Source organism: Flavobacterium urumqiense (assembly GCF_900108015.1).
Classification (GTDB): domain Bacteria; phylum Bacteroidota; class Bacteroidia; order Flavobacteriales; family Flavobacteriaceae; genus Flavobacterium; species Flavobacterium urumqiense.
Window position 1 is genome coordinate 49840 of the sequence record NZ_FNVP01000010.1, and the last position, 25137, is coordinate 74976.

Sequence of the window (25137 nt, forward strand, 5' to 3'; positions counted from 1 at the left end):
AAGTCCCATTTGCTGTAGCAAATGGGACTTTTTTTTGACCACTGACAACAATATTTATTTCAGTAATTCAGGTTTACTGAGTATTAATTCTATCTTTTTAATAGTGATTGTAATCTGACTCATTTGCAATTCTATATTTCTAAAAAAGAGACTGATATCTCTATTGACCCAACTTTCAGAAATAACTCTTGAACCCAAACTAATTCTTAAAATAGCACTTTCAATTTCAGTAGTATATTTTACATTAACTGCTTGACCAATATGACATTTTTGGGCAGCTAGTCGGATAATTTCTAAAGAAGAATCTTCAAACTGATCGGATAAATCGGAATTTAATAAAGTATATAGTTTTTTTACTTTAGCAACGGATAAAACTTCATTATCTTTAAAAATAAAGAAAGGAAAAATGGTGCGGATATTTCTTATTCCAAACTCTTTACTACTGTAGCACTTCGTTTTGGTTTCATCCCCATAAATAGGCTGTAAAAAAGTGGCCTCTTTGATTGAGTCGTCAACAAAATTGCAAAACATCTCAATACCCATATTTCGGTATAAGATAGGTGTTTTGTAATACCTGTCCATTTCAACTACAGCAGCGTTCCAGCGCATGTAGGAACCATAGTTATAACCATCAGATAATTCATTTGAACAGAACCAAGAAGTCGGCCAATCGGAATGATTGTAATATTTAGTCAAACCTGTGGGCAATGTGTTTTTTACAGAACGAATTAATTTAGTGACACTTTCAGGCAGGATTAATGCGCCGCAATATGGTGGACCAGTGAAGAATTTGCTCCCTGTTATGGTAACAATATATCCTTTGTTCAAATAATTTTGTATGTCTTTTGGATCTAATCTAAGCTGTGAACCATCTACAATTATCTGAATTGATAAATTTTTAAGAGTATTTAGTTTTTTAATAAATTCATCACTGGGAGATTGATAGCCTAATTTCGATTGATCCATTGTATGCAACACTACGTGTCTGCCTAGATCTTTGGTCCTAGAAACGGCATTAAATACTTCTTCATCTAATTGATGAGAAGATTTTAACGCGCCGTTTTCATCTCTAAAAGGGATTTCAATCAAATTAACATCTCTAAAACCTTCAATTTTATCGCCTTTTTTAATTGGATAATTTAAAGCTGTTGTGTTTTCAAAATGATATCCTTTCAAGGCCGCAGCAACACCGCTGCCAGTTTCATCAGATGCAACCAGAATATGTGTAATTTCTTTATCGGAAATAATTTGCGTTATAGCTGCTATTTGAAGTGAAGAATCAGTTCCTGATGGTGAAAAAATTATTTCGCATTCCTCATTTAATTTGAATATTTTTCTGAGGTTGTTTTTTAGTAATTCAGAAAACTCGTGTGTAGCATTTTTAAAACCATTTTTCAAGCTATTTCTAATTAAAATCCTTCTAACTTTATCTGTTTTATCAAAGGCAAAATTTGAAACGCTTGACGCTGTCGAAGAGGCAAAAGTAAATGCATCAGGTCTTGGGAATGGGCGACATCCGTATTTATTTAGTAAATGAATTTCGTCGATGTTCAACCTAAGATCACCTCCGGACATCAATAAGTATTCTGTAGGTTTTGCTAAATTTTCAACAATAGGTTTCCAAGATTCTTTAAGTTCATGGTTTGAATTTTTTAAACCATGAAAAGATTGTAACTCTTCGTGTTTTAATGAATATTCAGTATTTAAATCACTATCATTTTTAATTAAATTAATTAAAACATAATCAAGATTTTCTAATTTTTCTTTATCATCTTTAGGTAGTAAATTATAAAATATTCGAATCACTTCAAGTGCCGCGATATCACATAACGCAATATCTTTTTTTTCATTATTCAAAGCTTTATACCATAGCTGCCATTCGATACCATATCTTAAATAAACTAAAGCTAATATGGGCTTGTCTAAAAAGGACGAACCAATTATAATCGATTTATTTGGTACAATTTTGAAAATAGTAGGTTCACTAGTTGAGGTGATAATATTGATGTTATTTATCTTTGGTACGGTATTAAATCTTTTTAAAATGCGAACTAAATAGTTTACGTTTTCTTTTTCAAATAAACTTGTTCTTTTATATTGATTTTCAATTAAAATGTTGTTTGTCATAAATGTTATAATTTAAAGCGTTCCTTAGAACGATATTCTTTATTAGGAATAGTTAGTTGATTAACTAAACTGATTCAATCTGCGTCTATATGCGGTGGAAAATCATCATAAAAAACTGATTTTTCACTTTTGGATTATTTATTTTAAGCGCTAAAGTTCTATTTATAAAATAATAATGCTCCAAATAGTTTAAAGTTTTGCTTCTTTGTGATTGTTGAATTTATCAAAAATTAAGCAAATATAATGAACTTGCAACCATGAAAAAAAACATTAACAAACACTCGTTCGCTAAATCTTCACCATTTAATTTTAGTCTGTTATTTAAGTTGTATTTATACAGCAATCAGACTAGTAATATACCAATTAAAAATAGTATTTCTCAGTATTGATTTATTAATTAAGGACCTGAGAAAAGGTAATTAGCATAATAGCAACTAAGGCAAATAATAGACCCACATAATTTTTAGGGCTTAATTTTTCTTTAAACAAAAAAATGCCTGTGAGACTTCCTAAAATGATTACGCCCATATTCATTGCAGCAAATACTGTCGATGGATTTTTGGCGAAAGCCTGATGTGCTTTAAGATAAAATAAAATATTCCCAAAATTAAACACTCCCACAAGTGCTCCAAAAAGAAAATTGTTACTTTTAAACGGGGCTTTCTTTAACACTATTTCGTAAAGAACTACTGCTAAAATTAGGATCAGCGAAATGCCAAAAACAATAAATAGGGAAGTTGTAAAAGGTAAGCTTGTCGCCAAAGCGATTTGTTTGAACAAGATGTCTATTGCTCCAAAACCCACTAATACGACCGCTGGATAAATCCATTTGTTGTTGAGATTGTCGGTTTTTTTTGAAAGTATTAATATTAAAGCGGGCAGGGCAATCAAGAATGTCATTAGTTTAATACTGTTAAATTCTTCATTAAATAATAACCAAGCTGCCAGTACAGGAATAAAGAGGGAAAGGCGTTGTGCTGCATCTGTTTTTACAATTCCCATGTGCTTGATGGAAGCAGCTAAAAACAAAAATATAGTAGGTAATAAAATCCCTAACGGAATATAAATACTCCAGGGTGCTGATGTATCAATTGCGCTTAAATCAGGGCTGTAAAAGAAATAACAAAGTAGCAGGGCAAATACATAATTCCACGCAACTATCTGGGTTGTATTTAAAGTGTATTTTCGGCCGACTTTGAAAATCACCCCTACAGTTACGCTACAGAGAATACTTAAAATAAGAAATAACATGGGCTTAATATTAAATGCAAATAATTTGAGACAAAAAAACTCCAGCCGGAGCCAGAGTTTTATAAATAACTGGAATGAAGTTTATGCCTCTTCCATTGTATGATATACGTTCATTACGTCATCATCTTCTTCTAATTTTTCGATTAGTTTTTCTACATCGGCCATTTCAGCTTCCGTTAATGCCTTAGTAATTTGAGGTATTCTTTCAAAACCAGAAGAAAGGATTTCAAGACCTTTGCTTTCCAATTCTTTTTGAATCGTTCCAAAACTATTAAATGGAGCATAAATGAGAATACCATCTTCGTCTTCAAAAACTTCTTCAGCGCCAAAATCAATTAATTCTAATTCTAGTTCTTCCGGATCCATTCCATTCGCAGGAATTCGGAAGTTACAAGTATGGTCAAACATAAATTCTACTGAACCCTGAGTTCCCATTGTTCCATTACATTTGTTAAAATAGCTTCTAACATTTGCAACAGTTCTATTATTGTTATCTGTAGCCGTTTCCACAAGAATTGCAATCCCATGAGGTGCATATCCTTCAAATAAAACTTCTTTATAATTGGCTGTATCTTTATCGGTTGCTTTTTTAATTGCTCGTTCTACATTTTCTTTAGGCATATTTGCAGCCTTTGAATTCTGGATAACTGCTCTTAATCTTGAATTGGCATCAGGATTTGGTCCGCCTTCTTTAACAGCCATTACAATATCCTTTCCAATTCTTGTAAATGCTTTAGCCATTGCTGACCAACGTTTCATTTTTCTACCTTTTCTAAACTCAAACGCTCTTCCCATTGCTAATTTTTTATTTTGAACTGCAAAAATACAGCTATTAGTTATTTTACCAAAATCAATTTAAATTCTTTTCGTCAGTTTATGATGATTTGGGCTGTTATTTTTTTATTTTAAAGTATTAAAATCTTCAATTATAGTAATTGCTTCATTTAGATAATGATTTGTTTTCAAAGCGTCTAATTGAAATTGATTGTATGTTTTTTCCAAAGGATGAATCGCCAGAAAATATTTATTTAAATTCGAATTATAAGCATTCAGATCAATGCTCTTCGAATTAAAAATAGTAATCTCTTCCCATAAATTGGTAACTTTATTTTGTTCCTCAAAAACAGCATCAATAGTAACGGGCGTTGCTGTTTTCGGTTTGTTTACTAAATCATCTATCCGTTTATTTATCGTCTTAATAGTATTGAAATAAGAATCGTTTGCAACTCTTTGATTACTTTTTTTTGTTATTTTTTCAATCAAACTATTTTTAAAATAAGTTTTGAATTTAATGGAAGTTGTAATGCTATCATTTTTAAAAGCCGTTGGAAAGTTACTTTCTTTTTGGAAGATGGTTTCGTAAATTTCAGGAAGAATTACATTTGGAGATAAACCCTTACTTTGGTGGCTTTTTCCCGTAATTCTATAAAATTTATTAACAGTTACTTTTACAAAATTTTCCTTGTCATTTACATCCAATGGAATAATCGTTTGCATAGTCGCTTTTCCTAAAGTAGTACTTCCTATTAATAAAGCTCTATTGTAATCCTGAAGAATGGACGCGAAAAATTCACTCGCTGATGCTGAATTTCCATTAACAAGTAGCACTATAGGATCTTTATAAAACATTCCTTTAAACGGATCTTCTATTATCGTTTGGATTTTATTTTTGTCAATAACAACGGAAATCGGACCCTTGTCAATAAATATTCCCGCCAATTTTATAGCTTCTTCCATGGAACCGCCACCATTATCCACTAGATCGATAACTAATCCTTTGATATTATCTTTTTGTAATTTAATTATTTCTTTTACGACATCCTGAGCGCAGCCTTTGCTATTATTGTCTTCAAAATCAGCGTAAAAGCTAGGTATTTTTATATATCCTATTTTGATGTCTTTTTGAACAATAAAACTGTAAACCGTGTTTTCTTCATCTTTGATTATTTGTTTTTCAATAAGTACCTCAAAACTTTTTCCAGTCTTGCGTTTCAAGGTCAACACAATGTTTTTATTCGCTTCTGACAAAATCATATTCGAAATCGATTCTAATGATGCGCAGGTTACCAATAACGTTTCCTTTTGATTTGAAATTGAAATAATTTGATCTCCTTTTTTTATTTTTCCTGTTAAAAATGCGGGACCGTTTGGATCTAAATCCTCAACAATAATTTCGCTTTTTTCATTTAAGCTTACATTGAGTCCTAGTGATAAGTGTTCTTTTGATAATGATGCTACAAAACTGGACTTAGAATCGTCACTGAAATACGACGTGTGAGGATCAAAATAACCGCAAAAGTCATTATATAGATTTTCTTCTAAATCGGTGTCATTTTGTAAGATGGTATTTATTCTGCAAAGTTCATTTTGAATGACAATATTTTTTGCTAAAGCTTCTATAAAATTAAAATTGGCTTTTATAGAATCCAGATTTTTACTGGTTTGGGAGATATCATCCAGAATTTGATATCTGATTTTTTTTCGCCAAACTTTCTCCACTTGGCTATCCAATAAATAAATGGGAAATGCTTTTTTGTAAAACCGAATTGTATCTTTCAATTCATAATCGATAGCTTCACGGTCAATTTTTTCTAAAATAGCTTTGTTTCTCAAAAGGTCTTTTTTGTAAACGCTTGAGATTTCCGTTAGAAAAGAACAATCGTTACTTTTGAAAAAATCATCAATATTTAGTCGGTATTTTTTAGAAAGAATATCGTATTCTGATTTTAGAAAAATGTTTCTTGATGGATCCAATTTATCAATAAAACTGTCAAAAACAAAAACCGATAAACTATCGTCTACCGGTTTTGGATTAAGATGCTCGCGTTGTATCAACACATTTATTTTGGAAAGTTTTTCACAAGTGGTAGCACTATTTTGACCAAATAGAGAGAATGTAGTCAAGAATAGTATCAGTGAAAATTTATTCATTTAAAATTTATTTCTTGTAAAAAGGTAATTTTACCACTTTGGCAGGAACATCATTTTTACGAATTCTAATGAAAATATCGCTGTCAACGGGACTGTTTTCGGTGGTTACATAACCTAAACCAATTCCTTTATTCATAGATGGAGACATCGTTCCCGATGTTACAATTCCGATTACGTCTCCTGCAGCATTTACAATTTCATAGTCATGTCTTGGTACCGCGCGTTCTTGCATTTCAAAAGCAACCAGTTTTTTAGCAACCCCGGTTTCTTTTTGTTTTTTCAGGTTTTCTGAATTGGTGAATTCTTTATTGAATTTTGTAATCCAACCCAAACCAGCTTCTAATGGAGAAGTCGTGTCATTAATGTCATTTCCGTATAAACAGAAACCCATTTCTAAACGCAACGTATCACGAGCAGCCAATCCAATTGGTTTTATACCAAATGCAGCACCGGCCTCAAAAACTTTATTCCAAATTTGTTCTACTTCCGAGTTTTTACAATAAATCTCAAAACCTCCAGAACCGGTGTAACCTGTAGCGGAAATAATTACATTTTCAATTCCGGCAAAATCGCCAACTTCAAAATGGTAATAAGGAATAGCCGCTAAATCTAATGAAGACAAAGCTTGCATCGCCTCAACCGCTTTAGGTCCTTGAATCGCCAATAAAGAATAATCATCCGAAAGGTTTTTCATTTCCACACCCAAATTATTATGAGCTGAAATCCAATTCCAATCTTTATCAATATTCGATGCATTTACAACTAATAAATACTGCTCTTCTTTTATTTTATAGACAATCAAATCATCCACAATTCCACCGTCATTGTTAGGCAAACAAGAATATTGCGCTTTCCCAATCGTAAGTGTTGAAGCATCATTCGAAGTCACTTTCTGAATCAAAGCCAAGGCATTTGGACCTGTAAGCAAGAATTCTCCCATGTGTGACACGTCAAAAACACCCACAGCATTTCTAACTGTTTCATGTTCCGCATTCACTCCTTCATATAAAATAGGCATATTGTATCCGGCAAACGGAAGCATTTTTGCTCCCAAACTCTCGTGTATGTGCGTAAGCGCAGTGTTTTTCATTGTGTTTTTGTATAAAATTTGATGGTGCTAATTTATTGCTTTTATTTCGAGTGACAAAGGCGAGAGCAAGCAAAGTTTAAAGTTTCAAACGTTTTCGAAATAATGAAGAATCGTCAGTTAATAAATATTTTTAGGAGCTATTTCCAGCTTTCCATTTCAAGTCCTCGTCTCGCCTAAAAAGGCTTGACTGTGGGCTTTCCATTTCTATCTGGGCTAGGGCATTTGTTTTTTGAATCCTTTTCTTTTTTAAGAAGTACGATGCGTTATTAAACAAAAAAAGACAAATCAAAAATAGGTTTGATTTGTCTTTTTAACCAAAAGTCAAAGCCTTAATACTTCGCCGCTTCTCCCGTTTTGGGCAATGAATTTTTTATGAACGCTCTGATATCTTCGTTGGCCGTTTCTAAATCTTTTTTTCTTAAATACATCATGTGTCCGCTTCGGTAGCCCTTCCAACTCATTCTGTCTTTTAGCTTTCCGCTGGGATCCATCTGCCATAAATTGTATTTTGCATTGAAATAATCGCAGGCGCCATCATAATATCCAGACTGAACCATAACATTCAAATAAGGATTTTGTGCCATTGCCTGACGTAAATTTTCACCTGTCTCATCATTTGATTTATCCCAAGGATTTACGGAGCCAAACATATTGTATTTGAAATCGGTTTTGTAATTCAAATCATTGCGAATGTACATGTTGATTGCGGGAGTAAAGGAATGCAGCCACGAAGTAAGTTCAGCATTAAAATCAGGACCATCCCCTGCATCCTTACGATCAATTCCTTTGTAACGGGAGTCTAGTCTGCCTACCGTAAAACCTTTGTCGCGCAACAATTCTTTCCAGAAATAATTATAAGGAACGTCTAAATTGTTTTGCATAACCACTTTTTCCGAAATACCGGAGTAGCGAGCTATTTTTATGGCAATTTCTTTTCTTTTTTGCTCGTCAAGTGAACCGCCTTTACTTAAGGAAGGAAGGAGTTCATTGATAGTAAAATCTTCCACTTCTGGCAGCATATCAGTCAAATCTTTATTCTGTAAATCGGGAGGCAACATTTTATGATACCATGCTGTAGCTGCAAAATAAGGGAGTTTAAGCGCTCCATCAGCAGCTACGCCACGAGTGATTCCTAATGTTGTAGGGGAAACTAATATAACTCCGTTAAGATACATCCATTGATTGTTTTGCAATTGTAGCGCCAATCCGGAAACACGAGTTGTGCCATAGCTTTCGCCAATAAGATATTTTGGTGAAGCCCAACGGTTCGTGCGAGTTACAAATCCGCCAATCCAATCGGCTAAGTATTTAATATCCGCATTTATGCCAAAAAATTTAGTCGTTGGAATTTCTTTGCTTGTTGCTCTGGAATAGGCAGTGTTAACGGGATTTACAAAAACAATATCAGCAACATCTAAAATAGAATATGGATTTTCTTTGATTCCATAAGGCTGCAAAGGATATCCTTCATCATCAATATTTAATAAACTAGGACCAGTGTACGCAATTTGCATCCAGACGGAAGCAGAGCCCGGACCACCATTGAAGGAAATCACTAACGGGCGCGAAGCACGATCTTTAACATCGGAGCGCTCGTAATAAGTATAAAATAATCCTGCAATTGCTTTTCCATCTTCATCCCAAACTGGCATTGTACCCGTGGTTGCTTTGTATGGAACTCCTTGTCCTTTTATGTTCGTAGTGTGTTCGGTAACAACATTTTGATCGGGATTGAAAACAAGATTAGATGGAGAAACTTCCTCTTTGATTCCTACTTTTGCTTCTTTAGGTTGATTATTAGATTGTTGCGCACTGGAATAATTTATAAACCCAATTAAGAGTAATAAAAATAATGTTTTTTTCATCGGTTTATTTTTAATAGTAATTCTAAGACACTAAAGTATTCTTTTTTAAAAGAATAACAAAAAGTGTTGGAACATATTATCCAATTCTAAGGCCAAAGATTGCGAACCTTCCTTTCTATAGAATACCAAATTTTAGAATTAGAATCGCTAATTTTCGTTTATAATTTGTAATTTTAGACAAACAAATCCTACGATGAATCCCATTTATATCGATCAAATCGAAATTCTAAAACGCTATAAACCCATTGATAACTCCACGCACAAAGGAATTCAAGGGCATGCTTTATTAATTGGCGGAAGCTACGGAAAAATAGGTGCTGTTTGTCTTTCTTCCAAAGCAGCTCTTAAAACCGGTTGCGGATTGGTCACTGCTTTTATTCCAAAATGCGGTTATGAAATTGTACAAATCTTCATTCCCGAAGTGATGGTTTTGACTGATGTTCAAGAAAAATTTATCTCGAATATTACTTTCGATATTGTACCCCAATCCATAGGAATCGGTCCTGGAATAGGGCAGGAAAATGCCACCCAAAATGCGCTGCATGAATTTTTTAAAACGAATAAAACACCTTTGGTAATTGATGCCGATGCTTTAAATATTTTATCCCAAAATAAATTTTGGCTTTCTTTGTTACCGCCCAAAACCATTCTCACACCGCATCCCAAAGAATTGGAAAGATTGATAGGAAAGTGGGATTCAGAGGATGAAAAATTCGAAAAAACCATAGCTTTTTCAAAAAAATACCAACTTATAATCGTCATGAAAGGAGCGCCAACACATATAATTGATGGAGATGCAGTTTACGAAAATACCACAGGAAATGCTGCCTTAGCCACCGCAGGAACGGGCGACGTTTTGACAGGAATGATTACCAGTTTATTAGCTCAATCCTATGAACCAATAAATGCTGCCATGCTAGGCGTTTATCTTCATGGATTAACAGCAGATATTGCATTGCCCGAAACCGCTTATCAGTCGTTTATCGCTTCGGATGTTATTGCGAATATTGGAAATGCTTATTTGAGTCTGGAAAATAAAGATTAATTTTTTGTTTTCCATTTGTCATTCTTGACAAATCATACGCAATCATTCCACAAAATTGTAATTAAATTTACCCCACTTATTTGTAAGTTTGCATTCAAGCACAATAGCTTTATCCAATTCGATTATGGAAAAAATTCCCCAGCTTAGAACCGTAAATGTTACGCGATACATCACACCTTTGCGGGAAGGAGGTTCTTTACCTGCACTTGCTGAAGCCGATGATGATTTTAAATATGTATTGAAATTCAAAGGTGCCGGACATGGCGTAAAAGCCTTAATCGCCGAATTAATTGGCGGTGAAATTGCCCGTGTTTTAAACCTAAAAATGCCAGAATTGGTTTATGCCAATCTTGACGAAGCTTTTGGCCGCTCAGAAGCCGACGAAGAAATTCAGGATTTGCTTCAAGGAAGTCAGGGACTTAATTTGGCTTTGCATTTTTTATCGGGAGCCATCACTTTTGATCCGGTAGTTACTGTTGTTGATGCAAAACTAGCCTCACAAATTGTTTGGCTGGATGCTTTTATCACCAATGTTGACCGAACCTTTAGAAACACCAATATGTTGATTTGGCACAAAGAATTATGGCTGATTGATCATGGCGCAAGTCTTTATTTTCATCATTCCTGGACCAATTGGAAAAACCATGCGCAAAGTCCTTTTGCATTGATAAAAGACCATGTTTTATTGCCACAAGCTTCATTGCTACAAGAAACTGATGCGATATTCAAAGAAATATTAACTGATCAAGTTTTACAATCCATTGTGAATCTTATTCCGGAAGAATGGCTGCAATGGGAAGATACGGAAGAAACTCCCGAAGCCATTCGGGAAGTCTATTTCCAGTTTTTATCCATACGCTTAAACCATTCTGAAATTTTTATAAATGAAGCCCAAAATGCAAGAGAAACACTTATATGAATATGCCGTAATCCGAGTTGTACCAAGGGTAGAACGCGAAGAATTCCTCAATGTGGGCATTATTCTCTTTTGTAAAAAAGCGAAATTTATAAAAGTCCTCTGTTCAATTAATGAGGTCAAACTCCAACCTTTTTTGGGAGAATTAGATTTGGAACAATTGCATCTAAATTTGGAAGCTTTCGGGAAAGTAGGACATGGCGAGAAATCAGGTGGCCCAATAGCGCAGTTCGATATTCCATCGCGTTTCCGTTGGTTGACCGCTATTCGAAGTTCGGCAATTCAAACCTCACGACCGCATCCGGGTTTCTGTGATGATTTGGAACAAACAGTACAAAGATTGTTTGAAGAAATGGTTTTGTAAGGAAAGTATATGCTCAAAAATATTTTTATTATTTGGGCGTAACCCCAAAGCTTAAAATTTCGGTCGTTCCTTCCTTTATTTTTAACTTTGGGGTCGGGCTTTTGGCTTTATCTTTATTTTTTTAAAGAAAAAAATAAAGGATACCGCCGCAATCCCTTACGCAAGCTGCCCGAAGATGGAGATAATTAATTTGGTATTCAGACAATCCACTTGTTGAATGACAAAATTATCCAATCCTTTTCTCCAATACAATAAATTCTAAAGGTTGAATAGTTATTGGAATATGAACATCGCTTACCGGAAACGGCTCTCTTGCTCCAGTATCAAAATAACCGTTGCGTTTGTACCATGCAATCAATTCTTCTCGAACGGAAATCACCGTCATTACAATTTTAGGCAACCCTAATGCCGAAGCATGAATTTCAGCCTCTTGCAGTAATTTTTTTCCAACGCCACTATTTTGTAACTCAGGAGAAACCGTCAGCATTCCTAAATACAATTGCTGCTCTTTTTCAATTAGTAACACACAACCTGTAATCTGGTTATTTTCCGTAAATTTTAGAATGGTATTTTTTGTATTCTGAAAAGTTTCAGTCAGTTCCTTTTCATTAGTTCGAGGCCCTACTAACAGGTTCACTTCGGTAGTCCATCCTTTTTTTGAGGATTCCCCCCGATAAGCTGAATTTATTAATTTATTTAAGTTTGAAACGTCTTCTAGTGTTGCTTTTGTAATCATGTAGCTGTATATTCGGGAGTTTGCTTTGTGTTTTTCAAAGGTAGAAAAAAGGATAACAAAATGGTATTTCGTTTTAGTTTTTGTTTGTCTTTTCTCGCTTTAAGTAAACAAAAAAAATTCGTTATCACTTTGCATTTGATAAAAACATTAAAGGATAGTATTGATAATCAGGTTATTTTATAATTGTATAAAAAAATTGTTTTATCTTTGAATAAAAGAAAATAACAACAATTTAATATACAGCGTCATGAAAAATTTAAATATTATTTGGGTTATAGCAATGGCTTTTGTATTAAACATAACGCCAATGTTGGGGCAAACGAAAGCTAAAAAGAATAAAATTACTGCAGATAGTAATATAGCTAAGGCTGAGTTTATTGAAAAAGACGCTCTTATGAAAGGGATTTTTGAAAAAGCGTATGGCTACGTGATCTTTCCAAATGTTGGCAAAGGAGGATTCGGTATAGGAGGAGCAGCTGGCAATGGGACGGTTTATGAAAATAACAAGATTGTAGGCATGGCAAAGTTGACGCAACTAAGCATAGGATTTCAGGCGGGTGCACAAGTGTATCGAGAGGTAATATTTTTTGAGTCAAAAAAGGATTTGGACCGGTTTAAAGAGAGTCGATTCGAATTTTCTGCTCAAGCCTCAGCTGTAGCTGCAACAGAAGGTGCCTCAGCAAATGTAAAGTATGCGGATGGCGTTATGGTTTTCACCATTCTTAAGGGTGGGCTCATGTATGAGGCAGCTGTTGGTGGACAGAAGTTTAAGTTTAACAGATTGTAATAATCTTTTACTAAGGAATTCATGGAATAGAATTATTTCGATAACAAAAACCGACTGAGAATTCATTCTCAGTCGGTTTTTGTTTTTAAGAGTAATTGTAAATGGCTATCCTTTACTATCGCGATGGTCTCGCTCGTGCCGACTCCAATTTATAATGCATTCATTTCATTTAGTGTTCACGAGTTGGACGCTCGCGTAAATAGGGACCATATCGGTAACTAAAATAAATCTATAAAATTATCTAAATTATTTTCTAACCTATTCTTTAAATGTTTTTGCTTCATTCTTAGTGTTATTTATAGAATTTGCTCACTATTGTGGGCACCGTTTGCAAAACTGCGCTAACTATTGCGATATAGTAGCGCGGTGTGGTTATTGTGACTGTAATTTACTTTTTGTTTTGTAAACTAATTACTTTTTATAATTTTAGCATAATAACCGTCTTGCCAAACTTTATACATTGACTGAAGTAATTTTTGATTTTCGTATTCCTTTTTATTTTTATTTTTTTTTTAAAAAAACAATAGTGGCGTTAACAATACTATCAAAATTAGGTTTGATTGCCTTAAATAATTCAAAAAGGATTGCGATTTTTTCTTTTGGAAAGCCAAGGCTGTCATTTCCTTTTTCTAAAATATAATGGGTAGTTTTACACAGCGAAAGCGTTTCACTTCTGCTATTAATTTCCTCTTTTTTTTTGGCAGTATTCAATACGAAGTTCAATATTAAAAGCTCTTTCGTCAACTTCTGGTTCAACATTCTTTGCTTTTCCGAAATGTTTAGTACTCAAGAATCACTAAGTTGACTAATGAGATTGTGTTGTATTAGCAATTGGCTTAACAAAACTATAATAGCAATGGTTAATTAGACGAAAAGATACAATTTCCTTAAGTTTTAAATGAAATTCTATCGACAGATCCATTGGAGTTTTTTTTCATAACGAAATCAAATTACAATCCAAGAGCCTCTTTTATCAATTCAAGATTTATAGTGCTGTAGTTAATTTTTAAGGCTTGCTGATGTCCTGTTTCTGACATTTTATTCCACGTTTTCAGAATAATATTTTTCATTTTTTCCCTGTAGTGTTTCTGTACAAAAGGATCTAAATAATACTCTAAAAAGACTAAGCAGATAACATCTTCTAAAAGTTGTGTTTCAGTGTCTTTCTTCAGTAATTTTTTTTCAATTAGAAATGAAACTCGGGTGATAAACTCATCTGTATAGCCTGCTTTTTCTAAAATTATTGCAGTGGTTTGGGCATGGAATTTTTTCAGATCTTCACGCCATTTCAGATATCCCACACGATCCATTGGGTAGGATTCCCGGGCTATTTTCCATCGGCAAATATGTTGTGCTTTAGAGGCAATTTGAACGGCTTCAGATGCATTTGGATAAAAATCCATCAGTTTTTCATACATTCGATTCGAATATAATAATTCCTTTGGATAGGTTACAGATTGGTATATTTCGTGGTTTGGATCTTGAGCATTCTCTGCATCAATCCATATACTTGCGTTCTGGAACGGTGTTGTTGTCATTTAAAATGTTTAAAATCAAAGATACATAATTAATCCAAAAAGCCAACGAATACAGTATCATCGACAATTTTTACAGGATAGGTGGCTATCGAATATCCTTCTCCATTCAGATTGGAGCGGTTTGCCAGCGAAAAATTTTTCTTGTGCAGGAGCAAGCTATTTTTGGAATATCATTGGCAGATCCCGTCACACTTCTGGACAATATTATTTCCATTCTGTGCGGACAAACATTTTGACAAGAATACCATTGGTTTCTTCTTTCAATAAAACCACGAGCGAAAAAGATTTGATTATTGCTAAGCTGCTAAGTCAAATTACTTCTTTAAAATTTGATAACAATGCTATTTTGAATGAAACATGACTACTGTTTGCTGAAATTGAAAATATAGCTATTGCGAATCATGTCTTTAATGAAGATAAGGCTACTAAAAAAGTGATTACTGTAGAGCTTTATGAAAGTAAAAAAGATCTAAATATTACCGAAAAACAAAAATTGACTGCATGGCTCAAAAACAAATTCAAAACGGATGTTGTTAAAATGTATTAAAGGCAATAATGAATTTAAATCTCGGTAATGATTTTATTTTCAAATAAACAGATTTAGTTTTTCTGTAAATAGTCAGTAATTTCGTTACAGGTTTGTTTGGCATTTCTGTTTATTCCAATGAGTGTTGCGGATGCATAACCAGTCCAACTGCCGTAACCCGCAAGCCACAATCCGGGAAGTTCAGTTGCTTTGCTTTCTTCGGTTTTTATGATGCCTCTTTCATCTGTTAAAACAATATTTTTCAAAAAAGAGGTCGCATAGCCAAAACCGGTACACCAGATTATCGCATCAAAATCTTCTTTGGATCCGTCAGACCAAATCACACCGTTTTCATTCATGCTTTCAAAACTGCCACTTGAAATAAGAGCTCCTCTGGATCGAGCTTCCTGAACTGGCGGGACCATTACAATATTTCCCAAATCATAATTGGCCGCATTAAATGGTTTTCCTTCTTTTTCAGCGTTGTATTTGGCGGTTGCCACGTTAAAAAGATAAAATCCGTCCACTTCATCCGGTAAATATTGTGGTGGTTTTCTGGTTGACCATTTCACGGAGGTGACTTTAGAAACTTCGGCTACAATTTGTGCTCCTGAATTTCCTTCGCCAATTACCAGTACGTTTAAATTCCTAAACTGCTCGGCATTTTTGTAATGGGCGGAATGGATTTGAATTCCTTTGAAAGTATCTATTCCCTTTATCTTTGGAATAAAAGGATTGTTCCAAGTTCCCGCCGCCGCAATAATTGCTTTTGAAAAATAGATTCCTTTCTTGGTGTAAACTTTGAATACTTTATTTTCAGAAGTTATATTTTCTACAGTAACGGAGCGCTCGATTGGCAGTTCGTAACGCTTTTCATATTGGCATAAATAATTAATTACTTCTTGTTTTGAAGGAAACAGATTTTCAGATTTTGGCATCAACCAACCCGGCAAAGAACTGTGTTCAGCAGGAGAAAAAAGCGTCAAACTGTCCCAAGCATGAAGCCAAGCACCACCGCACTTTTCTTCTTTATCCAAGAGGAGAAAGTTAAGTTTGTGGCGTCGTAAATAATACCCGCAAGCCAATCCGCTTTGTCCGCCACCAATAACAATAACATCCAATATTTCTTGCATAATAACGTTACTTTACGTTTGTTGTAGCGTAATATTTTTTTCTTAACCAAAAAGAAACATTAACCAGAATTATCAAAGCGGGAACTTCTACTAGCGGTCCAATAACGCCTGCAAATGCTTGTCCGCTGTTGATTCCGAAAACACCAATGGAAACTGCAATTGCTAACTCGAAATTATTTCCGGATGCCGTGAATGAAAGCGCAACGGCGTCTCTATAATTTGCTCCAATTTTTTTGGAAACAAAGAACATGAGGAAAAACATAATGGTAAAAAAAATGACAAGCGGAATAGCAATTCTAATCACATCTAGTGGCAAGTCGACAATCATTTCACCTTTTAAACTGAACATAACTATAATAGTAAAAAGCAACGCAATCAACGTAATTGGAGAGACAAAAGGAATAAACTTTTGATTGAACCATTTGTCTCCAATGAATTTCTTAATGGTATAACGGCTTATCACCGCTAATGCAAATGGAATTCCTAAATAAATTCCGACTGTTATAGCAATTTCAGCAATGGTAATATTTAATTCCAAACCTTTAATTCCGAACAATGGCAGCATGATTTCCAAATAAAAATAGGCATACAAACCAAAAAAGAACACTTGAAGTAAACTGTTAATTCCGATTAATCCTGCGGTTAGTTCTCTGTTTCCCTCGGCTAATTCATTCCAGACAATGACCATCGCAATGCAAGGCGCAATTCCAATTATGATTAAACCTGTCATGTATTCCGGGTAGTCTTTCAAAAAGAAAGTTGCCAGTAAAAACATTAAAAAAGGACCAACAATCCAGGTGATTAGAAAAGAGGCGGTGAGTAATTTTGGTTTTTCAAGCATCAAAGGAATTTTTGAAAAATCAATTTTGGTCAATGGGGGATACATCATTAATATTAATCCAATTGCCAGTGGAATATTCGTTGTTCCACTTGAAAAGGAATTGATAAAACCACTGCTGGAAGGTATAAAGTATCCAATGGAAACTCCTATTGCCATTGCCAAAAATATCCAAAGTGTCAAGTAACTGTCGAGAAAGTTTAATCTTTTTTTATGTACTTTCATTAGTATGATTTTATTTGTGAAAACACATAAAACATTTCGGTTGCAATTTGTAAACTGCGTTCCTGATATTTTTCTGCTTGTTGTGGCGTATTGTCAAATGCTTTTGGATCTTCAAAAGTGATTGAAATACGCTTTTCGGCACCTGCAATAAATGGGCAACCGCCATCCGCTTGTGAACAAGTCAATATCGCTGCAAATTCACTTTGGGGATTAAAATCGTTATCATACGTTTTGGAAAAACCAATAATTGGATGTTGGTTCTCTCCATATTTTATAGTATAAATAGGATTATTCCCTGCTGCGATGGTTTTAATTTTAAATCCCGATTGCTCCAATGTTTTGACAACCATAGGAAATAAAGCCGTTGCTTCGGTGCCACCAGAATAACAAAATACATTTTTTATATTGAAATGTGCCGCTGCAGTTTGTGCCCAAACCTGAGACAAATGACTTCTTCTAGAATTGTGGGTGCAAATTAAGTTCAGCCGAATTTCTTGTTTGTTCGTTACTTTATCTTGGATAAAATCAATAAGCGGTTGCAAAACGATTTTACGTTCTGCTGTTATTGTTTCAAAATCCAAAGTACCGATTACTTTTTCTATTTCTGGAAATAGGATGGTTTTGGTTCGTTCCATTTTACCGTTTTAAAATTAACAACAACCTCCACCTGGAGTGCAGCTATTGGTTTGACTTGGGATTTCGGATAACTTCATTTTTTGTTTTTCGGCTGGAATACCACATTGATCTTGGGCCAAACAAGCTGTTTGTTTGTTTAACAAAGTGAATGCTGTTCCGTTGAAACCAATATCGTATTTACCAATAGTTTCTGCTTGAAATTCTACTTCTACTTCATAATCTTCAATACCCAAAACTTTTTCAGATAATTCAATTATATCCAATAATTTTTGTGGTTTTAAGCGGTGTTCGAAATCATTGGCGTCCCATAATTGAAAGTTAACAACGGTTTCTTTTCGAATTTTTCCACCGCAATCAATAAAGTTTTTGGTGATTAAACCCACTTCAGTTACATGGAAATGTTCTGGAACATAAGTTCCGTTTGGCAATACAAAAGCAACGTTGTCCAACGTGCTCAACTGTTTTTTAATTTCTGATAGTTTCATTTTTTTATAATTTAAAAGTTAACAACATTGATTTTTCTTATTTTCTAAATAGTCATTGATGTTTTTAAAAAATCCTTTGATTTTCTCAAATCCTTCTTCATTTAGGCAGTAGCAAATGGAAGCCCCTTCAAAATTGCCTTTTATAAGTCCGGCATTTTTCAGTTCCTTCAAGTGTTGAGAAACGGTAGGTTGTGCCAAAGGCAATTCGTTTACGATATCACCGCACACACAACTGTTTACTTTTATTAAATGTTGGATTATGGCAATTCGGGCAGGATGACCAATAGCTTTCGCCAACGTTGCCAATTCGTTTTGCTCATCTGTGAAATGCTCTGATTTAGTAATTCCCATCGTTATATATTTATATTGCAATATTACGATAATAAAAATCAACAGCAAATTTTTTGACGTTAATTTAAAATTAAAAAGCTATGCAATTGTGCAGGAGTGACTAAAATTCTAGCCCAATTGCATTTACCTTTTAGTTTTTTGAATGGTTTTGAAATAATTTTGAGCTTTACTCACTTCACAACCAGATTTTAGGGTTCAATAATTACCTTCATCGCTTTTTCTTTTGCTGCGTTTCCAAAAACTTCATAGGCTTTTAGGATTTCGTTTAATTTAAAATGATGGGTAATTAGTTTGGCGGGTTTCAATTTTCCGGAGGAAACTGTTTTCAGTAGCATTGGAGTAGTATTTGTATTTACCAATCCCATTGTTATTGTAATATTTTGAATCCACAAATCTTGAATTTGCAGTTCTACCGGTTTTCCATGTACTCCAATATTTGCAATGTGACCACCGGGACGAACAATTTTTTGACATATATCAAATGTTTCCGGAACTCCAACTGCTTCAATAGCCACATCAACTCCATCCTTAGTTTCGGCTAATATTCTTTTTAAGACATCTTCTTTTGCTGAATTGATCGTATCTGTGGCGCCAAATTTTTTGGCCATTTTCAAACGATTTTCATCCATATCAATCATGTAAATTTTGGAAGGCGAATAAAACTGGGCAGTAAGCAACGCTGACATTCCTATAGGTCCAGATCCTACAATTGCAATGGTATCTCCTGGTTTTACACCGCCATTAATCACGCCGATTTCATGTCCTGTAGGTAAAATATCGCTTAGCATTACCAAAGCTTCTTCGTCAGCGCCTTTTGGTATAAGATGGAGACTATTATCTGCATGCGGAATACGAACATATTCTGCCTGAGTACCGTTTATAAGGTTTCCTAATATCCAGCCACCATCCTCACAATGAGAGTACATTTGTTTTTTGCAATATTCGCAGGATCCATCAGAAGTGATGCAGGAAATAATCACATGGTCTCCTTTTTTAAAATTCCTAACGGAAGTTCCAATTTCTTCAATTACACCAACTCCCTCGTGTCCCAACGTAGTTCCTGGTTTTACTGATGGGGTTTTTCCATGTAAAATTCCCAAGTCTGTTCCGCAGATCGTGGTTTTAAGTATTTTTACCAATACATCGGTCGCTTTTTCGATTTTAGGTAGTGGGACGTCTTTCAATTGTATTTTTCCAGGACCGTCATAAACTAGAGCTTTCATTGTTTTAGTCTGAACCATTTTACTTTTATTTGAGAGTTGTTTATCCATTATTGGACAGGCTTTATGTATATTACATCTTGTTATCTAAAAAAAGATTAGAATTAATTATAACTATTTTGTATTAATTAATAATTTCTTAATCAAAAAAATTACTGTCGAAAGTTCGTTTGCTTTCGTCTTAAATTCTATGATATAAATCATTTTTTTAAATAAATATTTCGATCTATTTAAGATGGTATTTTTCTTCGAAAGCTCATATTTTAATGTAGTACATCTGATAATAAAAAATCTTCTAAGAAAAAGAGTCCAACCTTTTTTTGAAAAAATATGGTTCTAATTTTCTTAAATTATCTCGCTTACATCCATTTTGATAGAAAATCAATCAATTCTTCTCTTAAATCTTTAAATAGTTTTTCAAAAGTTGCAATACTTTCTCTGTGGTTTTTATGATCTGAAAATTTATCATGATCAACCGCATTAGGGTTATCATTTGCTGCTGACTCCAGGTACAATTCGTGACTTTTAATATCATGGCTTAAGATATCAATTTGTTCTTTTTGAATAATCAGCTGATTGTTAAAATGATCCGTTAAAGAACGAACCTCTTTTGAAGTATTCTTTTCCGCCACTTCCGAAATTCGCTTAGACATAATTACAAGCTCATCCTTATAAAACAAAAGTTTGTTTAGCCACGTTTTATGTTCTTCATGTAACTGATAAATTGATTTTTTAGTTTCCATTTTTTATGTGTTTTTAAATAGTTTGAGATTAATTTAATATCGGTTTAACGATTTAAACATGTTTCCGGAATTACAATCTCTTTTATTCCGCCATTTTTTATTTTATAAATTAAAAATATAGTTTTTTGTATAAAAAATAAAAAAACATTAAGTTCCTTAAAGTTAGTCATTTATGCTGTAATAAATAGAAATATAGGTAGATTTTAAGCTATAAAAAATAAATTGATTAAAAAAAAAACATCCCCGAACAATTACTTGTGTTTGGGGATGTTAGAAAAAATATGAATGCTAGTGCTAGAGTAATTCAACTAAACAGTTTTGTTTCATGCTGCCGGTTTCAATGTATCTGGAATGAAGTTTAAATGCTTCTTCTAAAATATGCGGTGTATGGCCACCGCGCAAACAAGCACGGTCAAAATAATCTGATAATTCTTCTCTGTATTCCGGATGCGTGCAATTTTTAATGATAATTTTGGCGCGTTCTCTGGGAGCAAGCCCTCTTAAATCGGCAATTCCCTGTTCGGTGATTAAAATATCAACATCATGTTCGGTATGATCAACATGGGACACCATTGGTAAAACATGCGAAATGGCATTAAATTCTTTTGAAGATGATTGGGTGACAAAAATACTCAAATAGGCATTCCGGGCAAAATCACCCGACCCGCCAATGCCATTCATCATATTAGTCCCTGAAATATGGGTAGAATTTACATTCCCATAAATATCAAATTCGATGGCTGTATTTATAGCTATAACTCCCAATCTTCGGATAACTTCCGCTGAATTGCTGATATTTTGCGGACGAAGGAGAATTTTGTCTTTGTACTTTTCGAAATTATCAAGAATGTTTTTATAGCAATTTTCAGAAACGGTTATGGAGGAAGCCGAAGCAAAATTTAATTTTCCGCTATCAAGGAGTTCAAACGTGCTATCCTGCAAGACCTCGGAATACATCACTAAATTTTCAAAATTTCCTTTGGCAAAACCAGACATGACCGCATTTGCCACTTTTCCAATTCCGGCCTGCAATGGCATTAAGGAACTGGTTAAACGACCTTCTTTGATTTCATTTTCAAAAAAGGCCAATAAATGATTGGCAATGGCAGCCGTTTTCGGGTCTATTGAAGTTACTTGTGCCGGACTATCGGGGATTTCCGTAAAAACAATTCCAATGACCTTTTTAGGATCGATAGTGATATAATTAGTTCCTATTCGGTCATCAGTAGCAGTAATGTTTAAAACGTCTCGATTGGGATAACTTTTTGAAATATAAATGTCATGAATCCCGGCGAATTCAAGAGGTATGGAAGTATTTATTTCGATGATAATTTTATCGGCAGTATGCGCAAAAGTAGCTGAATTTCCCACTGAGGTTGTTGGAATTACATTTCCATTCTCATCGATATACGTGGCTTCAATGACGGCAATATCAATTTTTGAAAGGTGTTTGTTTTCTAAAAGTTCGACAGTTTCACTTAAATGTTGGTCAATAAAAAGTACTTTCCCTTCGTTTATTTTTTTTCGTAAGGTGGCGTCAACCTGAAATGGCATTCTCTTGTATAAGGCGTTATTGTTAGCCAAATCCGCATCAGTGGTATGACCTAAAGAAGCACCGGTAATTAATGTGATTCCAATATTTTCTAATTTTGCTCTTTCGGCAAAAGCGGGTAAAACGGCTTTACTGTCACCAGCTTTTGTAAATCCACTGGTTCCGATAGTCATTTTGTCTTTGAAAAATAAAGCCGCTTCTTGCGCAGAAATAACTTTGTCTTTGTAACTTTGAAATCTAATTCTGTCCAACTGCATAATTGTGCGTTTTTAATAAAAAAATAACAAAAAATTGATGTTTTGATAATGATTTAAATCAATAATTATATTTTAGTTTAAATCATGTACAATTTTAGTAAAATTAAGAATTGGATAAATATCCTAATAAGTCATAAAAATATTCATTTCAGTCACAATGGGTTCATCTGAAGCTTTAGAAGAAAAATATTACATCAAAGAGGTTGATACCGAAAAAAAAAGTATTTATTGCTATCATGATTTAATGGGCGAATTAATGATTCCAACCCACAAGCATGAAAAAGCTCAAATGCTTTACTCTGAAGGCGGTATTGTTCACGTTACAACGGAGACCAAAACTTATTTTCTTCCGGCACGTCATTTTATTTGGATTCCTGGAGGCGTAAAACATAGTATTCATCCCAACTCTGAGGATGTTATGATGCGCAATTTGTATTTCCCAGTAGATTCAGATGAAGACTCTTTTTATGAAAAAGAAGGTATTTATCCCATTAATGATTTGTTGTTGCAAATGATGCTTTTCACAAATCGATGGAATGGAAACCTGAAAAAGGGAACTAGAAATTTTACTATTGCCAATGCGATAAAAGCCATTTTACCTGAAATATGTCTTACGAATTTACCATTATCGTTGCCTTTGCCAAAGGATATTCGGCTCAATAAAATCATTATCTATCTAGATAAAAACTTGGGAGAAACTATTATGTTCTCTGATTTGGCCAATCGATTTGGGTTTAGTGAGCGCTCTTTGTATCGCTTGTTCCAAAAAGATTTAGGCATGTCCTTTATTCAATATTTTACCATTCGAAGAATTTTAAAAGCAATTGAATTGTTACTTGAAAAAAAATTATCTGTTAATGAAGTCGCGCAGGCGGTAGGTTACAATAGTGTTCCAACCTTTAGTAATACATTTTTTAAGATTTTAGGACAACGCCCTTCTGATTATTTAAAAGGGATTGAAATATTAAAAAAGTAATTTTTTGGAACTTTCATTTTCTGCAATCATTCTGGTAATTTTATAGGCTTGTATTTGTCTGAAATGGATAAATAGTTGGCTATAGTTGATTTTAAGGCGTGGATTAAATTTGGGAACTTTGCAACCTATTCCTTGATCTAAATTATGTTTCTGAAAAAAAGGGTTCTTTGGAGCCAAGCAAAAATTAATTTTTCAAAAAATGCCTTGTTGTTATTCCTCTTCTTTCAAGGAATAATGTCAGTACAAGCGCAATTAACTACCGCTATTTCTTTGAATGATGCTTTAAAAATCGCTAAAGAAAATAATAAGACTATTCAGAAATCTCACATAGAACAGCGTATTTCAGAGCAAGAAATTGCCGTAACAAAAGATCTTCGTTTACCGGAACTTAATTTTAATGCGATGTATTCCCGATTATCAGATCTGACGGAATACGAAGGCAGTTTTTTCTCGGATAAACATACCTATACTCCACAACCTGGAACTGTAATCTATGATGCGGTTACAAATTTTGACATGCCGATTTATGCAGGTAACAGAATCAATAATGCGATTAAAAAGTCGAAAGAGGAAAACGAAATTGCCAAAATCAAGGTAGAGAAGACACAAAATGATATTCAGTTGCAGGTTACCGCTACTTTTTTGGCCATTTATAAAATGATGGAACTCCAGAAAATCATTAGCGAAAGCATAAAAGAAGAACAGGAGCGATTAAAAGAAGTGAAGGCTTTTAAAACCTTTGGAACCGTTACTAAAAACGAAGTGTTGCGTTCTGAACTGCAACTATCCGACAGAGAACTCAATTCATTAACTAATAAAAAAAATATTAGGATTGCACTTCAAGATTTAAAAACTCTTTTGCAGTTACCAGAAGAGGCTGAAATTACTATCGATACAACAGGATTACTTGAGATAGCTCCATTGAAAGATTATGATTTCTATTTTAAAGAAACCCTTCAAAACGAAGAAATGCGTATTTCTAGTAGAAAAGTAGACCTAAAAAAAACAGAGTTAAAAATGATAAAAGGCAATTATTATCCTAAGGTGAGTTTCTTTGGAAATTATAATCTGAAATATCCCGACTATATGTTATTTACTTTGAATCGTCCCTATCTCTACACCATCGGACAAATTGGAGTGGAAGCTACTTATAATTTGTCGGGTTTGTATAAAAATAAAGCGAAAGTTCAGGTTGCCAATTTAAAAGTGGAATTGCAAGAAAATGATTCTGAGCTTGTAAAAAATGAAATGGTAGATAAAGTATTTAAAAATCATACTCAATATCAGGAAATACTGGATAAGCTGCCGGTGACGGACAAAGCATTGGATTTAGCCAATGAAAATTATCGCATTGTAAAAGTAAAATACCTTAACCAATTAGTCTTGATTACGGAAATGGTCGATGCTGATAATGCGCTGCTTCAGGCAAAATTCAACAAAATTTCCACTAGAATAGATGCTGCTATGAAACATTATGAATTGCTCCATACGGCAGGATTACTTAATAAATAATAATTTCAATTTAATATAATTTAGTTTCCAATT

Annotated in this window: 23 protein-coding genes; 6 read left to right on the plus strand and 17 right to left on the minus strand. The window is 34.0% G+C overall.

What is annotated here, in order from left to right; all coding sequences use genetic code 11:
- Nucleotides 1-54 precede the first annotated feature (54 nt).
- From C4S35_RS12230 to C4S35_RS12255, 6 genes are all read right to left on the minus strand, one after another.
- Nucleotides 55-2127, minus strand: coding sequence for a hypothetical protein (locus tag C4S35_RS12230; protein WP_104000443.1), 2073 nt, complete (start codon nt 2125-2127; stop codon nt 55-57).
- 393 nt (nt 2128-2520) lie between these two features.
- On the minus strand, nt 2521-3378 hold the full coding sequence (locus C4S35_RS12235) for an EamA family transporter (protein ID WP_104000444.1): 858 nt from the start codon (nt 3376-3378) through the stop codon (nt 2521-2523).
- Nucleotides 3379-3459: 81 nt separating this feature from the next.
- The gene (locus C4S35_RS12240; protein WP_104000445.1) at nt 3460-4173 is read right to left on the minus strand and encodes a YebC/PmpR family DNA-binding transcriptional regulator; all 714 of its coding nucleotides are present in this window, start codon (nt 4171-4173) and stop codon (nt 3460-3462) included.
- Nucleotides 4174-4278: 105 nt separating this feature from the next.
- The gene (locus C4S35_RS12245) at nt 4279-6309 is read right to left on the minus strand and encodes a S41 family peptidase (RefSeq protein WP_104000446.1); all 2031 of its coding nucleotides are present in this window, start codon (nt 6307-6309) and stop codon (nt 4279-4281) included.
- A gap of 7 nt (nt 6310-6316) precedes the next feature.
- The gene (gene gcvT / locus C4S35_RS12250) at nt 6317-7399 is read right to left on the minus strand and encodes a glycine cleavage system aminomethyltransferase GcvT (protein ID WP_104000447.1); all 1083 of its coding nucleotides are present in this window, start codon (nt 7397-7399) and stop codon (nt 6317-6319) included.
- Nucleotides 7400-7728: 329 nt separating this feature from the next.
- A complete protein-coding gene (locus C4S35_RS12255; protein ID WP_104000448.1) occupies nt 7729-9264 on the minus strand; it encodes a S10 family peptidase in 1536 nt (511 codons plus the stop codon).
- Between the two features lie 193 nt (nt 9265-9457).
- Between C4S35_RS12255 and C4S35_RS12260 the strand changes: the two genes are divergently transcribed.
- The 3 genes from C4S35_RS12260 (at nt 9458) to C4S35_RS12270 (ending at nt 11589) form a co-directional block, all read left to right on the plus strand.
- Nucleotides 9458-10309 (plus strand): NAD(P)H-hydrate dehydratase, encoded by an 852-nt coding sequence (locus C4S35_RS12260; protein ID WP_104000449.1) that lies wholly within the window; start codon nt 9458-9460, stop codon nt 10307-10309.
- Between the two features lie 124 nt (nt 10310-10433).
- Nucleotides 10434-11228 (plus strand): HipA family kinase, encoded by a 795-nt coding sequence (locus C4S35_RS12265; RefSeq protein ID WP_104000450.1) that lies wholly within the window; start codon nt 10434-10436, stop codon nt 11226-11228.
- Nucleotides 11206-11589 carry a DUF3037 domain-containing protein gene (locus C4S35_RS12270; RefSeq protein ID WP_104000451.1) on the plus strand — a complete coding sequence of 128 codons (384 nt, stop codon included), beginning with the start codon at nt 11206-11208 and terminating at the stop codon, nt 11587-11589. The genes C4S35_RS12265 and C4S35_RS12270 overlap by 23 nt, the downstream gene beginning before the upstream one ends.
- 226 nt (nt 11590-11815) lie before the next feature.
- On the opposite strand, the gene C4S35_RS12275 is transcribed toward C4S35_RS12270, so the two are convergent.
- Nucleotides 11816-12325 carry a GNAT family N-acetyltransferase gene (locus C4S35_RS12275; RefSeq protein ID WP_104000452.1) on the minus strand — a complete coding sequence of 170 codons (510 nt, stop codon included), beginning with the start codon at nt 12323-12325 and terminating at the stop codon, nt 11816-11818.
- A gap of 247 nt (nt 12326-12572) precedes the next feature.
- Between C4S35_RS12275 and C4S35_RS12280 the strand changes: the two genes are divergently transcribed.
- The gene (locus tag C4S35_RS12280) at nt 12573-13112 is read left to right on the plus strand and encodes a lipid-binding SYLF domain-containing protein (protein WP_104000453.1); all 540 of its coding nucleotides are present in this window, start codon (nt 12573-12575) and stop codon (nt 13110-13112) included.
- Nucleotides 13113-13613: 501 nt separating this feature from the next.
- On the opposite strand, the gene C4S35_RS12285 is transcribed toward C4S35_RS12280, so the two are convergent.
- From C4S35_RS12285 to C4S35_RS12335, 10 genes are all read right to left on the minus strand, one after another.
- Nucleotides 13614-13871, minus strand: coding sequence for a hypothetical protein (locus C4S35_RS12285; protein WP_104000454.1), 258 nt, complete (start codon nt 13869-13871; stop codon nt 13614-13616).
- A 191-nt stretch (nt 13872-14062) separates the two neighbouring features.
- Nucleotides 14063-14650: a DUF4202 domain-containing protein gene (locus tag C4S35_RS12290; protein ID WP_104000455.1), complete on the minus strand. Its 588-nt coding sequence runs from the start codon at nt 14648-14650 to the stop codon at nt 14063-14065.
- A gap of 600 nt (nt 14651-15250) precedes the next feature.
- Nucleotides 15251-16309 carry an ArsO family NAD(P)H-dependent flavin-containing monooxygenase gene (locus tag C4S35_RS12300; protein WP_104000456.1) on the minus strand — a complete coding sequence of 353 codons (1059 nt, stop codon included), beginning with the start codon at nt 16307-16309 and terminating at the stop codon, nt 15251-15253.
- A gap of 7 nt (nt 16310-16316) precedes the next feature.
- Complete coding sequence (gene arsB, locus C4S35_RS12305; protein WP_104000457.1) at nt 16317-17372, minus strand: ACR3 family arsenite efflux transporter; 1056 nt, start codon at nt 17370-17372, stop codon at nt 16317-16319.
- Nucleotides 17372-18007: an arsenate-mycothiol transferase ArsC gene (locus tag C4S35_RS12310; RefSeq protein WP_208618884.1), complete on the minus strand. Its 636-nt coding sequence runs from the start codon at nt 18005-18007 to the stop codon at nt 17372-17374. The genes arsB and C4S35_RS12310 overlap by 1 nt, the downstream gene beginning before the upstream one ends.
- Nucleotides 18008-18022: 15 nt before the next feature.
- The gene (locus C4S35_RS12315; protein ID WP_104000458.1) at nt 18023-18493 is read right to left on the minus strand and encodes a DUF6428 family protein; all 471 of its coding nucleotides are present in this window, start codon (nt 18491-18493) and stop codon (nt 18023-18025) included.
- Between the two features lie 18 nt (nt 18494-18511).
- Entirely contained in the window at nt 18512-18844 is a 333-nt protein-coding gene (locus C4S35_RS12320) for an ArsR/SmtB family transcription factor (protein ID WP_104000459.1), read from the minus strand.
- Nucleotides 18845-19032: 188 nt separating this feature from the next.
- Complete coding sequence (locus C4S35_RS12325; protein WP_244175270.1) at nt 19033-20115, minus strand: zinc-dependent alcohol dehydrogenase family protein; 1083 nt, start codon at nt 20113-20115, stop codon at nt 19033-19035.
- A gap of 308 nt (nt 20116-20423) precedes the next feature.
- On the minus strand, nt 20424-20807 hold the full coding sequence (locus tag C4S35_RS12330; RefSeq protein WP_104000460.1) for a hypothetical protein: 384 nt from the start codon (nt 20805-20807) through the stop codon (nt 20424-20426).
- A 294-nt stretch (nt 20808-21101) separates the two neighbouring features.
- On the minus strand, nt 21102-22616 hold the full coding sequence (locus C4S35_RS12335) for a succinate CoA transferase (RefSeq protein WP_104000461.1): 1515 nt from the start codon (nt 22614-22616) through the stop codon (nt 21102-21104).
- A 157-nt stretch (nt 22617-22773) separates the two neighbouring features.
- Between C4S35_RS12335 and C4S35_RS12340 the strand changes: the two genes are divergently transcribed.
- Together C4S35_RS12340 and C4S35_RS12350 are read left to right on the plus strand one after the other, a co-directional pair.
- Nucleotides 22774-23592, plus strand: coding sequence for a helix-turn-helix domain-containing protein (locus C4S35_RS12340; RefSeq protein ID WP_104000462.1), 819 nt, complete (start codon nt 22774-22776; stop codon nt 23590-23592).
- 144 nt (nt 23593-23736) lie between these two features.
- Nucleotides 23737-25104 (plus strand): TolC family protein, encoded by a 1368-nt coding sequence (locus C4S35_RS12350; RefSeq protein WP_244175271.1) that lies wholly within the window; start codon nt 23737-23739, stop codon nt 25102-25104.
- Nucleotides 25105-25137: the final 33 nt, after the last annotated feature.

What these genes read in the sequence shown, in the direction of transcription:
- C4S35_RS12230 (WP_104000443.1), bottom strand. Translation starts at nt 2,127, where the DNA reads ATGACAAACAACATTTTAATTGAAAATCAATATAAAAGAACAAGTTTA.
- C4S35_RS12235 (WP_104000444.1), bottom strand. Translation starts at nt 3,378, where the DNA reads ATGTTATTTCTTATTTTAAGTATTCTCTGTAGCGTAACTGTAGGGGTG.
- C4S35_RS12240 (WP_104000445.1), bottom strand. Translation starts at nt 4,173, where the DNA reads ATGGGAAGAGCGTTTGAGTTTAGAAAAGGTAGAAAAATGAAACGTTGG.
- C4S35_RS12245 (WP_104000446.1), bottom strand. Translation starts at nt 6,309, where the DNA reads ATGAATAAATTTTCACTGATACTATTCTTGACTACATTCTCTCTATTT.
- gcvT (WP_104000447.1), bottom strand. Translation starts at nt 7,399, where the DNA reads ATGAAAAACACTGCGCTTACGCACATACACGAGAGTTTGGGAGCAAAA.
- C4S35_RS12255 (WP_104000448.1), bottom strand. Translation starts at nt 9,264, where the DNA reads ATGAAAAAAACATTATTTTTATTACTCTTAATTGGGTTTATAAATTAT.
- C4S35_RS12260 (WP_104000449.1), top strand. Translation starts at nt 9,458, where the DNA reads ATGAATCCCATTTATATCGATCAAATCGAAATTCTAAAACGCTATAAA.
- C4S35_RS12265 (WP_104000450.1), top strand. Translation starts at nt 10,434, where the DNA reads ATGGAAAAAATTCCCCAGCTTAGAACCGTAAATGTTACGCGATACATC.
- C4S35_RS12270 (WP_104000451.1), top strand. Translation starts at nt 11,206, where the DNA reads ATGCAAGAGAAACACTTATATGAATATGCCGTAATCCGAGTTGTACCA.
- C4S35_RS12275 (WP_104000452.1), bottom strand. Translation starts at nt 12,325, where the DNA reads ATGATTACAAAAGCAACACTAGAAGACGTTTCAAACTTAAATAAATTA.
- C4S35_RS12280 (WP_104000453.1), top strand. Translation starts at nt 12,573, where the DNA reads ATGAAAAATTTAAATATTATTTGGGTTATAGCAATGGCTTTTGTATTA.
- C4S35_RS12285 (WP_104000454.1), bottom strand. Translation starts at nt 13,871, where the DNA reads ATGTTGAACCAGAAGTTGACGAAAGAGCTTTTAATATTGAACTTCGTA.
- C4S35_RS12290 (WP_104000455.1), bottom strand. Translation starts at nt 14,650, where the DNA reads ATGACAACAACACCGTTCCAGAACGCAAGTATATGGATTGATGCAGAG.
- C4S35_RS12300 (WP_104000456.1), bottom strand. Translation starts at nt 16,309, where the DNA reads ATGCAAGAAATATTGGATGTTATTGTTATTGGTGGCGGACAAAGCGGA.
- arsB (WP_104000457.1), bottom strand. Translation starts at nt 17,372, where the DNA reads ATGAAAGTACATAAAAAAAGATTAAACTTTCTCGACAGTTACTTGACA.
- C4S35_RS12310 (WP_208618884.1), bottom strand. Translation starts at nt 18,007, where the DNA reads ATGGAACGAACCAAAACCATCCTATTTCCAGAAATAGAAAAAGTAATC.
- C4S35_RS12315 (WP_104000458.1), bottom strand. Translation starts at nt 18,493, where the DNA reads ATGAAACTATCAGAAATTAAAAAACAGTTGAGCACGTTGGACAACGTT.
- C4S35_RS12320 (WP_104000459.1), bottom strand. Translation starts at nt 18,844, where the DNA reads ATGGGAATTACTAAATCAGAGCATTTCACAGATGAGCAAAACGAATTG.
- C4S35_RS12325 (WP_244175270.1), bottom strand. Translation starts at nt 20,115, where the DNA reads ATGGATAAACAACTCTCAAATAAAAGTAAAATGGTTCAGACTAAAACA.
- C4S35_RS12330 (WP_104000460.1), bottom strand. Translation starts at nt 20,807, where the DNA reads ATGGAAACTAAAAAATCAATTTATCAGTTACATGAAGAACATAAAACG.
- C4S35_RS12335 (WP_104000461.1), bottom strand. Translation starts at nt 22,616, where the DNA reads ATGCAGTTGGACAGAATTAGATTTCAAAGTTACAAAGACAAAGTTATT.
- C4S35_RS12340 (WP_104000462.1), top strand. Translation starts at nt 22,774, where the DNA reads ATGGGTTCATCTGAAGCTTTAGAAGAAAAATATTACATCAAAGAGGTT.
- C4S35_RS12350 (WP_244175271.1), top strand. Translation starts at nt 23,737, where the DNA reads ATGTTTCTGAAAAAAAGGGTTCTTTGGAGCCAAGCAAAAATTAATTTT.